The 13,754-nt window shown below is 60.3% G+C and carries 12 protein-coding genes; 4 read left to right on the top strand and 8 right to left on the bottom strand.

Going from position 1 to position 13,754, the window contains the following annotated elements:
- Positions 1-41: 41 nt before the first annotated feature.
- The 6 genes from KI242_RS14410 to KI242_RS14385 all read right to left on the bottom strand — a co-directional run bounded on the left by KI242_RS14410 (position 42) and on the right by KI242_RS14385 (position 6,762).
- A complete protein-coding gene (locus KI242_RS14410; RefSeq protein WP_212806294.1) occupies positions 42-2,297 on the bottom strand; it encodes an ATP-binding protein in 2,256 nt (751 codons plus the stop codon).
- Positions 2,294-3,064, bottom strand: coding sequence for a transporter substrate-binding domain-containing protein (locus KI242_RS14405; protein ID WP_244868219.1), 771 nt, complete (start codon positions 3,062-3,064; stop codon positions 2,294-2,296). Before KI242_RS14405 ends, KI242_RS14410 begins: the two co-directional genes overlap by 4 nt.
- Before the next feature lie 28 nt (positions 3,065-3,092).
- On the bottom strand, positions 3,093-3,809 hold the full coding sequence (locus KI242_RS14400; RefSeq protein ID WP_212806292.1) for a response regulator: 717 nt from the start codon (positions 3,807-3,809) through the stop codon (positions 3,093-3,095).
- A gap of 83 nt (positions 3,810-3,892) precedes the next feature.
- Positions 3,893-4,531, bottom strand: coding sequence for a TetR family transcriptional regulator C-terminal domain-containing protein (locus KI242_RS14395; protein WP_161466927.1), 639 nt, complete (start codon positions 4,529-4,531; stop codon positions 3,893-3,895).
- 263 nt (positions 4,532-4,794) lie between these two features.
- Entirely contained in the window at positions 4,795-5,589 is a 795-nt protein-coding gene (locus tag KI242_RS14390) for a class II aldolase/adducin family protein (protein WP_093408513.1), read from the bottom strand.
- Between the two features lie 99 nt (positions 5,590-5,688).
- Entirely contained in the window at positions 5,689-6,762 is a 1,074-nt protein-coding gene (locus KI242_RS14385) for an ABC transporter substrate-binding protein (protein WP_212806291.1), read from the bottom strand.
- Between the two features lie 215 nt (positions 6,763-6,977).
- Between KI242_RS14385 and KI242_RS14380 the strand changes: the two genes are divergently transcribed.
- Both KI242_RS14380 and KI242_RS14375 read left to right on the top strand, forming a co-directional pair.
- Entirely contained in the window at positions 6,978-8,930 is a 1,953-nt protein-coding gene (locus tag KI242_RS14380; RefSeq protein WP_212806290.1) for an FAD-dependent oxidoreductase, read from the top strand.
- A 73-nt stretch (positions 8,931-9,003) separates the two neighbouring features.
- Positions 9,004-9,630 (top strand): cupin domain-containing protein, encoded by a 627-nt coding sequence (locus KI242_RS14375; protein ID WP_212806289.1) that lies wholly within the window; start codon positions 9,004-9,006, stop codon positions 9,628-9,630.
- A 52-nt stretch (positions 9,631-9,682) separates the two neighbouring features.
- Here the strand turns inward: KI242_RS14375 and KI242_RS14370 are convergent, their stop codons facing one another.
- Positions 9,683-9,964, bottom strand: coding sequence for a hypothetical protein (locus tag KI242_RS14370; protein ID WP_212806409.1), 282 nt, complete (start codon positions 9,962-9,964; stop codon positions 9,683-9,685).
- A gap of 755 nt (positions 9,965-10,719) precedes the next feature.
- Here KI242_RS14370 and KI242_RS14365 point away from each other — a divergent pair.
- Positions 10,720-11,313 carry an SLATT domain-containing protein gene (locus KI242_RS14365; protein WP_212806288.1) on the top strand — a complete coding sequence of 198 codons (594 nt, stop codon included), beginning with the start codon at positions 10,720-10,722 and terminating at the stop codon, positions 11,311-11,313.
- 214 nt (positions 11,314-11,527) lie between these two features.
- On the opposite strand, the gene KI242_RS14360 is transcribed toward KI242_RS14365, so the two are convergent.
- Complete coding sequence (locus KI242_RS14360) at positions 11,528-12,163, bottom strand: 3'-5' exonuclease (RefSeq protein ID WP_212806287.1); 636 nt, start codon at positions 12,161-12,163, stop codon at positions 11,528-11,530.
- Between the two features lie 307 nt (positions 12,164-12,470).
- Here KI242_RS14360 and KI242_RS14355 point away from each other — a divergent pair, with 307 nt between their 5' ends.
- On the top strand, positions 12,471-13,754 hold the full coding sequence (locus KI242_RS14355) for a nucleotidyltransferase (protein WP_212806286.1): 1,284 nt from the start codon (positions 12,471-12,473) through the stop codon (positions 13,752-13,754).

The raw sequence follows: 13,754 nt of genomic DNA, 5'->3' as shown, positions 1-13,754 counted from the left end.
GCCAGGATCGAAGATGTAAAAAGTCGTAAGGATTTTGTACGTCAGGCCGCCAACAGCTGTTGCAGCAAAGCCCGGGACTGCTGCCAGGACGCTTGCAAATTCGCCCCCAGGGCCGCCAGCGCCGGGCGATCGGCCTGCTCTGCCGCACCTTCCAACTCCCGCAGCACTCGGGCCAGGGCACAGAAGCCCAGGGAGTCGGCGCTGCCCGCCAGGCGATGGGCCAGGTGCAGGACTTCGGTGCAGTCCTCGGCGGCCAGGGCATCGGTCAACAGGGGCCGTTGCTGATCCAGGGCGTCGGCCAGCACCTGGAGCAAGCCCTGCAACTTCTGTTCGCCCAGCAGGCTGCGATGGGTGTCCAGCAAACCCTGGTCGAGCAAACCCTCCTCAGTGTCGGCCTGCGGCATCTGCACCTGCCCGGCCAGCACCTGACGCAGGCTCTCCAGCTGCAACGGCTTGCCAAGAATGCCCTGCATCCCGGCCTGCAGATAACCACGCACCACGGACGGCTGGACGCTGGCGGTGAGAGCGACAATGCGCACCTGCCGGTTGGGCCCGGGACGCTGGCGGATCTCGCGGCACAGCTCGACCCCGCTGATGCCCGGCAAGTGCACATCCAGCAGCAACAGGTCGAAGGCTTGCTGCTGACACAAGGCCAGAGCCGACTCGCCGTCTTCAGCCAGCCAAACTTGATGGCCGTCACGCTGCAGCAGGCCGCTGGCCACTTCGCGGTTCAGGGCCACGTCTTCCACCACCAGGATCTTCAAACCCTGCGCCGGCACCTGCAGCTGTGGCGACGGCAACGATTCTTGAGCCATTCCCAGCAGCAGTTCGAACCAGAAACAACTGCCCTGCCCCAGCTCGCTGTCGACGCCAATGTGTCCGTCCAGTTGCTGCAGCAGGTGCTTGCAGATGGCCAATCCCAGGCCGGTGCCGCCATAGCGCCGGGTCACCTCGTCACTGGCCTGGACGAAACGCTCGAAGATCTTTTCGCGCATCGACGCGGCAATGCCGATGCCGTTGTCGCGCACGCAGCAGCGCAGGCGCTGGCCACCGGCGGCGCTGTGCAGCACCTGCACCTCGACCCGCACCCAGCCGTCTTCGGTAAAACGAATGGCGTTGGCCAGCAGGTTGCTCAGCACTTGGCGCAGGTACTGCTCGGCGCCCTGCTGGCGCGGTGCCAGTTGTTCGTCGATGTGCAATTCCAGGCGGGTGCGGTTGGCCTCGGCCCGGGGCTGCAACAGGGTGGTGACTTCTTCCAGCAACTGACGCAGGGAGAAGTCCCGCACTTCCGGGCGGCTTTCGCCCTCCTCCAACCGGGCAAAGGACAGCACTTCGTTGAGGATGCTCAGTAGTCCCTCCCCGGCCTGGTGCAAGGCCTGCAAGCGCTGGCGATCCTGGCTGCCCAGGGGCGCCGAACGCAGCAGTTCGGCCATGCCGAGGATGCCATTCAAGGGGGTGCGCAGTTCATGGCTCATGGTCGCCAGAAAGCGCGACTTGGCGAGGTTCGCGGCTTCGGCCTCGTCCTTGGCGTGCATCAGGCTGGCGGTGCGGCGCTGGACCATTTTCTGCAATTCATCGCGCTTGTCCTGCAGGGCCAGACGGTCGGCTTCGCGGCGCTGCACATCGTCGAGCACCGCCCGGCGCATGTCGTCCAGGGCTCGGGCTACGGTGTCGATCTCGTCGCCATCCGGGCGCTGACGCTTGTCCAGGTGCAGGGGCTCGTGCAGCTCGCCGGCCGCCACGCGCCGGGCGAAATCGGCCATCACTTGCAGGTGCCGGGTCACCAGGCGGTAGAACAGCCCGGACAAGGCCACCGCCAGCCCGCAGAGAAACACGCTCATCCACAACAGGCTGGCCAGCCCGGTGGCGTACAGGCGCCGGTACACCGCCCCCAGATCGGTGCTGACCTGCAACTCGCCGAGCTCGCGCAGCGGCCCGGACGGCGGCTGGTAGCTCAGGGGGAAACGCTCGACCCGCAGCGGCCCGATCAGCTCGGCACTGCCCTGCTGCAAGTCGAAGTCGTTGCTGATCAGGTGCACCCGGGCCACATCGGAAAAGTCCACCAGCCCCTGCAACTGCACGGTCAGCTGCTCCTGGTTGAGGTCCCACAGGTTGCGTTCCAGGCTGCCCAGGTAACCGGCGCGGATCAGCTCCATGCGGCTGTCGATGTCGCGCATTTCCCGGCGGTATTCGAAGTACAGCTGCACGCTGCTGGCGAGCACGGTGAAGCACAGGCTGAACAGCAGGATAAACAGCAGCAGGCGGCGCAACAGGCCGCTGGGCCGCAGCGCAATCATGGCCGACCCTCCACCTGGGCCTTGAGCATGGCGCGGTAGTCGTCCTGGCTTTGCCCAAGCCAGCGCTGCACCGCGCCGCTGTCCACCTGGCGCTGCAACTGCGCGTCGATCTCGGCCATGCGCGGCGCCAGGGGCGAATGGCGCGACACCGCCAGGCGCAGGTAGTCGACGCTCACCGCCTGGGGCAAGGCGATGATGTCTTCGGCCCCCGGCAACTGCTCGATAAACAGCTGCCCAGTGCGGCGTTCATGGGGAATGAAATCGATGCGCCGGCGGATCAGCTTGCCGAAGTTCTGCTGGCTGCTGGAGACCCATTCGATGTTGCCGTGCTGCACCACTTCGCGGTCGAAATCCTGGCCGTAGCTCTCGCCGAACAGCAGGCCGCCGCGATAGGCCCGCAAGTCCTGCAAGTGCGCAAAGCGCGGCAGGCTGCGGCGGTTGACGAACAGCGCGACTTCTTCGCGCAGCACCGGCACCCGGGAAAACAGCAGGTCCTGCTGGCGCTGGCTGGTGCTGTAGGCCAGCACCACATCCACCCGGCCCGCGGCGGCGTCCAGCAGGCAGCGCTTCCAGTTGCCCAGTACCACAACCTGCACCTGATAACCCAGGTCACCGAGCACCTGACGCACCAAGGTCGGCGCCAGCCCGCGCACTTGCTGGCCGTCGCTCCAGGAAATCGGTGGGTACACCGGGTAGTCGCAATAACGCAGCACGGGCTGGGGCTCGGCCCAGGTCGCGCCGGCCAGCGGGGTCAGGCACAGGCCCAGGCACAGCACCAGCGCGCGACGCAGCAATTCAGGTCGCCACGCTGGCGGTGAACAGGTAACCGGCGCCGTGGATGGTGATGATCAGCTCCGGCTCGGCCGGATCGTCGTGCAGCTTGCGCCGCAGGCGGCCCACCAGCACGTCGATGGAACGGTCGCTGGGCACCCATTCGCGGTTGCGGATCTGGTCCATCAACTGGTCGCGGCTCAGGGTATGGCCGCTGTTGCGCAGGAACACGCTGAGCAATTGGTATTCGCCGTGGGTCAGTAGGGTTTCAGCGCCCCGCGGGTCGATCAGCCGGCGGCGGTCGGTGTCCAGGGCCCAGTCGGCGAACTGCTTGACCGGGCTCGGGCTGTTGGCCGGGGCCTGGGGCGGGCTGGCCTGGCGCACCCGACGGATCAGGTTCTTGGCCCGGGACACCAGCTCGCGGGGGTTGAGGGGTTTGATCACGTAGTCGTCGGCGCCGCATTCCAGGCCGACGATGCGGTCGATGTCGTCGTTGCGCCCGGTGATCAGGATGATCCCCACCTCCGAACGCACCCGCAGCTCCCGGGTCAGGGTCAGGCCGTCCTTGCCCGGCAGGCGGATATCCAGCATCAGCAGATCCACCGTGTGCTGGCCGAGAAAGCTCTCCGCCTGCTCCGCGGTGGCGGCGCAATGCACGTCGTAGCCTTCCTGAGAGAGATAAGCCTGAAGCAGCTCGCGAATCAGCGGATCGTCGTCGACGATCAATACCCGAGGAGTCATCGCCTGTGTTCCTGATTATTTTTATTAGAGAAACCACCTACAGCGCAGCAGCCTAGCCATTACTGAACAACCGATCAACAGCCCTATGTCGGCACAGCGAAACCTCGCCCGCCGCTGGCCAGCAGCCCCTCGACCCAGGCCTCGCAGATCTGCACGCCCTGCTGCGGGCTGAAGGTCCCCGGGTTGAGCCCGGATTCCAGCCACAGGCCGTCGAGCAAGGCGCTGAGACTGATGGCCGCCAGATCGGCGTCGAAGCCTTTCCAGCCCTGAATGCCGGCCAACTGGCCCAGCAGGCCGGCCAGCTCGTTACGGTATTCACCATAGGAATGTTCGTGGGCCAGGTTGATCGCGTCGGCGGTCTTCACCGCGCCCCAGAAGGCCAGCCAGGCATCCAGCAGCCGCGGGTCCAGCAGTTCGGCGCAGAACGAGGCGCGAAAGAACGCCGACAGCCGCTGCCGGGGGTCGGGCGCGGCCTGCTCCATGGCCTCGCGCAGCAGGGTCATGACCCGCCCGGTGATGGCGCGATAGGCCTCGGCCACCAGCTCGTCCTTGCCGGAGTAGTGATGGCTGATCAGCCCCACCGAGACCCCGGCCTCGGCGGAGATCTTGCGGATCGAAGCGCCCTGGAAACCGTGGAGCTTGAGGCAGGTCAGCGTCGCCTCGATCAGCTCGGCCTTGCGCAGGTCGGGTTCCAGGCGGGAAAAGCGCGCTTCCTGGCTCATGGGGCGGGTTCCTTGGACAGTGGCGGGAAGTTGAAACTGAACGACTGTACAACAGGCCTTCCGTGGCTATCCAGCGTTTGTGTGGCCGCCCAAGCCGCACCGCTTCCTGTGGCCGCTGCCGAAGGCTGCGAACGGGCTGGGCGGCATTCCGTCGTAGGGACGCAACGATCTTCAAGGCGACACAGGTTCGGCTGGAGATCGTCAAGCAAGGCCCTGCGGGCCTTTTCGCAGCCTCGCCATGGCTCGGCAGCGGCTACATGTGGTCAGGCGCGGTAGTCGGGGGCGATGCGCTCCAGCAAGCGCAACAGCGCCGCCCAAGCCAGCTGCATGGCGTCCGGGTCGTTGAGTTCACCTTCCTGCAGCGGCCGCCCCGGGTCGTTGAACTGGCGTTCGGTGTGGGCGCAGACCGCGTCCGGCGGTAGCACGATCTCCCCTGCTGCCTGGGCCGCCAGCTGGATCTCGCAGGCCTTCTCCAGGTAGTACATGCGCAGAAACGCCTGGCTCACGGTTTCGCCCACGGTGAGCAGGCCATGGTTGCGCAGCATCAGCACACTTTTGTCGCCCAGGTCGGCCACCAGCCGTTGCTGCTCGCCCAGGTCCAGGGCCACGCCTTCGTAGTCGTGGTAGGCCACGCGGCCATAGAACTCCATGGAAATCTGGTTCACCGGCAGCAAGCCGCATTTGAGCGCCGCCACCGCGCAACCGGCCTTGGTGTGGGTGTGCAGCACGCACTGGGCGTCTTCCCGGGCGCCGTGAATGGCGCTGTGGATCACGAACCCCGCCGGGTTCACCGGGTACGGCGACGGCTCCACGGCTTCGCCATTGAGGTCGATCTTTACCAGGTTGGAGGCGGTGATTTCATCGAACATCAGGCCGTAGGGGTTGATCAGAAAATGATGCTCGGGCCCGGGCAGGCGCACCGAGATATGGGTGAAGATCAGGTCGGTCATGCGAAAGTGCGCGATCAGCCGGTAGCAGGCCGCCAGCTCTTCGCGCAGGCGCTGTTCGGTGGCGCTGCGCTCGGTCAGGGCGTGGGGGCTGGGAGCGATATTGTTCATTGTTGGAGTCCTCCAGGCAGGTGGGCGGGCAAACGGGGCCGGTAAAAAGAGCCGGCAAACAATAGGACCGGACGCCCGCAGGCGTCCAGCCCGTTGCGCTTACTTGCTGGCCCAGGCGTTGAAGCGCTCTTCCAGCTCTTCGCCATGATCGACCCAGAACCCGACGTCCATCGCCAGTGCCCCCTTGAGGTTCTGTTCCGAGGTCGGCACCCACTGCGCCAGCGCCGGGTCGAGCTTGGCTGCGGCCAGGGTGTTGGTGGGGCCATAGGGGATCTGCTTGACGTAGTTGACCTGGGCTTCAGGGGTGTTGGCGAAGGCGATGAAACGCTTGGCCTGATCCACGTGTTTCGAGCCCTTGATGATCGCCCAGTAGTCCATGCCGTAGAGGCTGCCGGGCCAGACCACCGCCAGCGGCGCGCCGGCCTGGGCGGCCACGGCGATGCGGCCGCTGTAGGTCGAGGTCATCACCACATCACCGGCGGCCAGCCACTGCCCCGGCTGGGCGCCGGCTTCCCACCACTGAATGTAAGGCTTGAGCTCGGTCAGCTTGGCAAAGGCCCGGTCCACCCCCTCGGGCGTGGCCAGGACCTTGTACACGTCCTCGACCTTGACCCCGTCGGCCATCAGGGCGAATTCCAGGTTGTACACCGCGCGCTTGCGCAGGCCGCGCTTGCCGGGGAACTGCTTGACGTCCCAGAAATCCGCCCAGGATGTCGGGGCCTTGGCCAGCTTGTTGCGGTCGTAGGCAATGGCCACGCTCCACACCAGCACCGCCGAACCGCAGGGCTGGGCGGCATCGGGAATCAGCTGCTCGGCACGGCCCAGGGCCTTCCAGTCCAGGGGCTCGTACATGCCTTCGTCGCAGCCGCGCATCAGGTCCGGGCCTTCGATCTGCACCACGTCCCAGTCGACGTTGCCGGTGTCGACCATGACCTTGATGCGGGCCATTTCGCCGTTGTATTCGCTCTGGATCAGCTTGCTGCCATCGGCCTTGCTGAAGGGTTGGAACAACGCCACATCCTGGGCTTTTTGTCCGGCTCCGCCGTACGCCACGACCACCATGTCGGGGGCTGCCTGGGCCTTGTTCTGAATCAGCGGCTGGCCCAGGGTCAGACCCAAGGCCAGGCTCAGGGCCAGGAAAGAACAACCGTGCTTGCGGGTGAGCGCTTTCATTCTGTGAATCCTCGTCGCGGTGCCACACCGGCAGGCGCCGGCACAGCCCTTTTTTATTGTTGTGAGGTTCGCGCCAAAAGCGGGCGCAGGTCGAAGCTACTGCAAGCCTTAGTAAAAAAACAAGTTGATTTTTTACTGGAGGTAAATTTTGATAGGCCAACAATAACAACGCCAAGGCTGCGCCCCCTGCCCTTGGCCCGCCTGGAGTCACCGCAATGACCAGCGCCTTCCCGCACCTGTTCGCACCCTTGCAGATCCGTGGCAAACGCCTGAAGAACCGCATCATGTCCAGCGGCCACGACACCTCGATGCCCACCGACAACCTGGTCAACGAACAGCTGATTGCCTACCACCGCGCCCGGGCCGAAGGCGGCGTCGGCCTGATCGTGCTGCAGGTGGCCGGGGTCCACGACAGTGCGCGCTACACCAGCCACGTGCTGATGGCCACCGACGACGCCTGCATCGACGGCTACCGGCGCCTGGCCGAAACCTGCCACGCCCACGGCACCGTGGTGCTGTCGCAGATCTTCCACCCGGGGCGGGAAATCATGGAGTCCGCCGATGGCCTGCTGGCCGTGGCCTACGCCCCTTCGGCGGTGCCCAACGAACGCTTCCGGGTCATGCCCCGGGCCCTGGACCAGGACATGATCGACGAGATCATCCAGGGCTACGCCGATGCCGCCCGGCGCCTGCATCAGGCCGGGCTGGACGGCGTGGAACTGGTGGCCAGCCACGGCTACCTGCCGGCACAGTTCATCAACCCGCGAGTCAACCGCCGCACCGACGGCTACAACGGCGAGCTGGAACAGCGCCTGCGCTTTATCCGGGAAATCCTCGACGCCATGCGCGCCAGCACCGATGCCGAGTTCATCATCGGCCTGCGCATTTCCGCCGATGAACGCGACCCCGAAGGCCTCACCGAAGACGAATCCCTGGCCGCCGTACAGATGCTGCAAGGGCAACTGGACTACGTGCACATCGTCGCCGGCACCTCCGCCTCCCTCGGCGGCGCCGTGCACATCGTCCCGCCCATGGCGGTGGAAGCGGCTTATCTGGCCCGGGAAGCCGGCACCTTCAAGGCAGGGCTGTCGATCCCGCTGTTCGTCACCGGGCGCATCAACCAGCCCCAGGAAGCCGAGGCGATCATCGCCAAGGGCCAGGCCGATGTGTGCGGCATGACCCGCGCGCTGATCTGCGACCCGCAAATGCCCAACAAGAGCGATAGCGGCCGCGCCGAGGACGTGCGCGCCTGCATCGCCTGCAACCAGGCGTGCATCGGCCACTTCCACAAGGGCCTGCCGATCTCCTGCATCCAGCACCCGGAAACCGGCCGCGAACTGCTCTACGGCCAGCCCAAGCCCAGCGCCCGCGGCAAACGCATCCTGGTGGTTGGCGGCGGCCCGGCCGGGATGAAAGCCGCTGCGGTGGCCGCCCAACGCGGCCACCGCGTGACCCTCTACGAAGCCAGCGCGCAACTGGGCGGCCAGATCCAACTGGCGCAACTGCTGCCCCGGCGCAGCGAATTCGGTGGCGCCAGCACCAACCTGCAACGGGAAATGCAACTGGCCGGCGTCGAAGTGGTGCGCAACACCCGAGTCGACCGCGCCCTGATCGAGCGCGAAAACCCCGACCACGTGATCATCGCCACCGGCGCCCAACCCTACTGGCCAAACTTCGAACGCGGCGGCGACCTGCAAGTGGTGGACGCCTGGCAAGTACTGCGCGACGAAGTGCAACTGGGCCGCAGCGTAGTGGTGGCCGACTGGCGCTGCGACTGGATCGGCCCCGGCATCGCCGAGCGCTTGGTGCGCGCCGGGCACCAAGTGCAACTGACGGTCAACGGCACCCACTGCGGCGAAAGCCTGCCGCTGTACGTGCGCGACCAGATGGCCGGCGAACTGCACAAACTGGCGGTCCCGATCATTCCCTACGCCCGCCTCTACGGCTGCGACGACAGCACCGTCTACCTGCAACACACCGCCAGCGGCGAACCCATGCTGCTGGAAAACGTCGACAGCCTCGTCCTGTGCCAAGGCCACCAATCCGTGGACGACCTCGGCCAGCAACTCAAAGGCCTGGTGCCCTTCCAACGCATCGGCGACTGCCTGGCACCGCGCACCGTGGAAGAAGCCATCCACGAAGGCTTGAAAGTCGCCTGGGCGCTTTGAGGCTGCTTTATACTCCAGGGCTTTTGCAGGACGGGCGCCCGGACGCGCCCGCCTTCCAGGCCTGGAGCCCGCCATGAACCAAAGCAGCAAGACGCCGCCTGCGAGCGCCCCGCCCGAGCCCGGCACCGACAACCAAGCCCCTGGCGGCCCACAGTTTCTTGGCACCCGCATCCGCGGCCTGCGCAAACGCCGCGGCCTGACCCTGAGCGAACTGGCCCAGCAGAGCGAACTCACCGCCGGCTACATCAGCCAACTGGAACGCAACCTCGCCTCCCCCTCCATCCCCGCCCTGTTCAACATCGCCCGCAGCCTGGGCGTGACCATTCAGTGGTTCTTCGCCAGCGAAACCCAGACCGCGCCCGAGGATCAGGGGTACGTGGTGCGCAAGAAACAGCGGCTGCAGGTGAATTATGAGAACGGAATTATCGATCAGCTGCTGACGCCACAGCCGACCCGGCAGCTGGAGTTTTTGCACTCGCGCTTTCCGCCGGGGACCTACAGCAAGGAGAGTTATAGCCATGAGGGCGAGGAAGCCGGGTATGTGCTGTCGGGGCGTTTTGAGCTGTGGGTGGGGGAACGGTATTTTCAGTTGAGTGAGGGGGATAGCTTTAGCTTTTCCAGCCAGGAGCCGCATAAGTATGGGAACCCAGGGGAGGAGGATGCGGTGGTGTTGTGGGTGATTACGCCGCCGACGTTTTGAGCGAGCGATGCTGAGCGGCAGCGTCGCGTACCGCTCTTTTGCTTGCTGATAATCAGCTGTTACCGGCTGGGAAGTAGAACTGCTGCCGTAACCACTCGCTGAACTGGGCCTCGGTCAGCGGAGCGCGTTGCTCGCCCATCTCATTCCAGGCTCGGTTAATCATGTGTTCCCAGCCTCTGGCGACGTCCACTAGTGGCGCTGCTGCTCCCCAGAAGTGTCCGGCCTCCAATGTTGCCCTGACTCGGCCGTTTAGCTCCGCGAGAGCGGCGGTGCCTTCCAGATAGCGTCGCCCAGCTTCTAGCAATTTTCTGAACTCGATGATTTCAACGGTCATTTCTGGTCCCTTAAACAGAGCGTTTGGATAAGCCGTCTTTAGGTTGATGCAGAGGACGTCTGATCTTCTATTATGACTTCACCCGGGGCTAGCATATTCGTAGGCAATACCAGAGTCTGCTTCCGGTCGATTCTGTTGAAAAAGTCAGCTTGCCCAAAACGCTCGAATATTGATGGATGAAAACACCTCCTTTGCAAGCTGCTACGTGAAATACGAATCCTGAACCTTCTGCGCAAAACTCAGATTTCTATCTCAGGCGCGTACTTTCCTGCCGTGGAATTCGAAGCCAACTTTTTCAACAGAATTGGCCAATAGCAGAAATTGCATCCGCTTCGCTTTTGGCCCAATGCTTCAGTTCACGCCGGGAGAACTGAAGGCTCTAGAGGAGACTACTCCGGGAGGGTACGCGTCAGGGACATAAGCTTTTGACAAACGGTATACATTTTGTCAGGAGGCTCATGGTGGGATTGCTGAACCAGCGGAACTTTTCAATACTTGACGCTTGTGACGAGCGTGTCAAAAAAACTGGAGTTTCTCCGAGTTTTATTTGCGATGCCTCCAGAGCTACGTGCACCAATGGGCTGCATCCTAATCGATTAGGTTCTGGAAAAATTACGATTCGTGTGCTTAGCAGACAAGGACTACCTAGATGTCTTCAGTATCCAACACTGTCACCTATAGACTTTAATTGAAAAATTCGATTTCTCTGGTAGATTGCCGCCGTTCGCAAGCTAGCTGAGAAAGAAAAACTCCGGATGTCGACACACGAATTGACTGATAACGATACTCAGTATGCTCTAGTTGCCGCTGAGATGGAGAGGCATCGAGAAGATACCGAAACCTCAAAACTAGGTCATTGGGCTGCTGCCGCGACATACGAAAGGCGGCATAAGGTTTACCTAGGATTTCCCGCAACGCTTGGTTCCTTGCTTCTGACGTGGTTGCTTTCCTCGGATGTCAAAAAAATATTCGAGGGTTCTGGGCATGATTGGATTATCGGTATGGTGCCAGTGGGACTCAGTCTCGTTGTTTCTCTCTTAACGGGAGCCGGCGCTTTTCTGAATTTCAGTGAGATGGCGATCAAGCATCGAAGCGCTGCGGAGAGTTTACATGCACTCTGGCGTGACTGTCTTAATTGGAAAACGGATTTCCCGAACTCAACAAAGGCTGCTGAAGCGGTCTTGGCGGTTCAACGCTATCGTCAACGTCTCAATGACATCAATCGAGACGCTCCTCAAATTCCATACTGGGCCTACAAAAAAGGCAACCGACAGAAAGCACAAGGCTCTACTCGCTACACTGAAAAAAACTCGGCTGTCAATAAAGTTCCCGAGACATTCGTTGAATAGATTGCTGTAGTGCTTTATATCCAGCGGGTAGCTTTTTCCTGATATCAGCCAGGAATGTTGTTGTATCGAGTAACACACCTGTGTGCTTAAGTGAACTAAACAAAGAGTTCTGATGCTCTCGGTCAAATGACTGGACCTACACTGAAGCTTGCTACCACATGCCTTCATGATTGCCTGATTCAAACAGGCGCGCGAATGATGCTTTTCCAATTGACTACTTACAATCGAGTAGCTTTGCGAGTAGCCGTGCCAAGTTCCGAGCGTCATCGGATGCTCTGTGATAAGAACCACTCCAAGCGATCCCCATCGATTCCGTAGCCTCCTTCAAACTAGGTGCAGGGATGCAAAAAGCATGACTGTAGAGCTCATCGATACTCAGATGTTCCAGACCTGTCAGTGATGAGGAGAGGTCGAGCTTTATAGAGTCTTGTTTCAGTTGATCTGCATCGTAGCGCCCCCAAGAACACCAGACAGCGCCTTCTATGAGATAAGGTTCTATAAATGCATTGAGTTCTTGATTGATAATAGGAAATGTCATTGCTATATCTACATCTTGCTGTTTGATACCTGTCAGTGTCATGCAAAAGCGTGTCAATATAGGATGAGTGGTCGGACGAACTAGGCGGGAAAACTCCGCTATTGTCGAAAAATCACTCAAGCAGTCTAAGACGATCACACCGACTTCGATGATCTCCATGTCTTTCTGCTGAATAGAAAGCTTTTTGGAAGTTTCTTGGGCGCCGGCCATGACATCATCGCAAGTCGCTTCCAAGTCCACGCACAAAACATAGCGAAACCTTTTGAGGCGACTCTTGATGAGGGTGATAGCCTGTGGGTAGATGAGTTGCATTCTTAATAACCTCATTCACTTCCATTGGATTTCCTAGCATTTGCAAGCTTTTAGCTGTAACGGATGAGCGCTTCCTACATACTCAGATGACTGCGTGAACACCGAATGGTTCGGATGTTGAGAAGAAGTATCGAACGATTTACACTCGTTATGATTTATCGTAGCCCTGAAAGGACATCGTCGATTTGGCGCCAATAGTCCGCCAGAAAATGCTACCCGCTTCACGCACACTGAGACGTAGACACACTCGCACAGGCCGCAGTGGATACCATGGTGTATCCATAATCAACGAACAAGGATCGAGAAATTGAGCATCGCGGAAAAATTTCAGACTTTTCTTTCGAATATAAAAATCGACAATGATGAGCAGATTAGCTCTCGATATGGCGACATAACGGCATGCCTGAATAAGTATTTCCGCGACACTTCCTCACCTACTGCAAACAACTTACAGGTTGGATCGTATGGACGCTGGACAGCTATTCGTGGCGTTTCAGACCTAGATATGATCTACATCATGCCTGCAAGTAAATGGGAAAACTATAATGTTGGCGGCGGCCAAGCCAAATTATTGTCGGACACTAAGGATGCGCTGAAAGCTCGGTATCCGAGAACTGACATTTATGTCGATAGCCCTGTCGTTCGCGTCTTGTATACGAATTTTCACGTAGAGGTTCAGCCAGCGTTCGAACAAGACGACGGAAGCTTCAAATTTCCCGACACCCGTAATGGAGGAAGTTGGAAAATAACAAAGCCTCGGGATGAGATCGAGGCAATGAAGGACACCAATATTGAGAAGAATCGAAACTTGCGTCGCCTCTGCAAAATGGTTCGAGCATGGAAAAATAAGCACGGCGTTGCAATGGGCGGACTGTTAATCGATACGCTAGCCTATAACTTTTTGAAGTCAACAGATGCATACGATACCAAGAGTTACTTGTATTATGATTGGATGAGCCGAGATTTCTTCAACTATCTGGCGAATGAGCCAGAGAAGGAAAGATACGCAGCGCTGGGTAGCGGTCAGCATGTAAAAGTTAAGGACACTTTCCAAAACGAGGCAAGCAAGGCCTATGACCTATGTGTCAACGCCATCGCGGCCTCGGGTAGCGATACAGAAAATGCCAAATGGCAGAAGGTATTCGGTTCTCGTTTTCCTGCACCTGAAAAGCAAATGGCCAAGGCATCGAATCGAGTGTTTCGCGAAACAGAGGAATTTATTGAGGATAGGTTTCCTGTCGACATTCGTTACAAACTAAAGATTGACTGCGAAGTTGCTCAGAACGGCTTTCAACCACGCAGACTCAGAAGTATGCTGGGAAGGAACTTCAAACTCAGTGCTCAAAAGTCACTAAAGTTTGAAGTCGCCGATATCAAGGTGCCAGGCATATATAACATGTACTGGAAGGTCCTCAACAGGGGCGATGAGGCCGAGCGTCGCGACTGTATCCGTGGGCAAATAGTGGAGGATAGTGGGCGTCAAACGGTGTCAGAGCAAACAAATTTTGCAGGTGACCATGTTGTAGAGTGCTACGTGGTCAAGAATGGAGTTGTTGTAGCGAAGGATCGTATTCACGTCCCTATTGAGTGA

Origin of the sequence: Pseudomonas sp. Eqa60 (assembly GCF_018326405.1) — a bacterium.
Taxonomy (GTDB): Bacteria; Pseudomonadota; Gammaproteobacteria; order Pseudomonadales; family Pseudomonadaceae; genus Aquipseudomonas; species Aquipseudomonas protegens.
Note: the sequence above shows the minus strand (reverse complement) of the source record. Positions and strands in the feature narration are given on the sequence as shown.

Bases quoted from the DNA above. Each gene is read 5' to 3' on its own strand.
- KI242_RS14410 (WP_212806294.1), bottom strand. From the start codon at position 2,297: ATGATTGCGCTGCGGCCCAGCGGCCTGTTGCGCCGCCTGCTGCTGTTT.
- KI242_RS14400 (WP_212806292.1), bottom strand. From the start codon at position 3,809: ATGACTCCTCGGGTATTGATCGTCGACGACGATCCGCTGATTCGCGAG.
- KI242_RS14395 (WP_161466927.1), bottom strand. From the start codon at position 4,531: ATGAGCCAGGAAGCGCGCTTTTCCCGCCTGGAACCCGACCTGCGCAAG.
- KI242_RS14390 (WP_093408513.1), bottom strand. From the start codon at position 5,589: ATGAACAATATCGCTCCCAGCCCCCACGCCCTGACCGAGCGCAGCGCC.
- KI242_RS14385 (WP_212806291.1), bottom strand. From the start codon at position 6,762: ATGAAAGCGCTCACCCGCAAGCACGGTTGTTCTTTCCTGGCCCTGAGC.
- KI242_RS14380 (WP_212806290.1), top strand. From the start codon at position 6,978: ATGACCAGCGCCTTCCCGCACCTGTTCGCACCCTTGCAGATCCGTGGC.
- KI242_RS14375 (WP_212806289.1), top strand. From the start codon at position 9,004: ATGAACCAAAGCAGCAAGACGCCGCCTGCGAGCGCCCCGCCCGAGCCC.
- KI242_RS14370 (WP_212806409.1), bottom strand. From the start codon at position 9,964: ATGACCGTTGAAATCATCGAGTTCAGAAAATTGCTAGAAGCTGGGCGA.
- KI242_RS14365 (WP_212806288.1), top strand. From the start codon at position 10,720: ATGTCGACACACGAATTGACTGATAACGATACTCAGTATGCTCTAGTT.
- KI242_RS14360 (WP_212806287.1), bottom strand. From the start codon at position 12,163: ATGCAACTCATCTACCCACAGGCTATCACCCTCATCAAGAGTCGCCTC.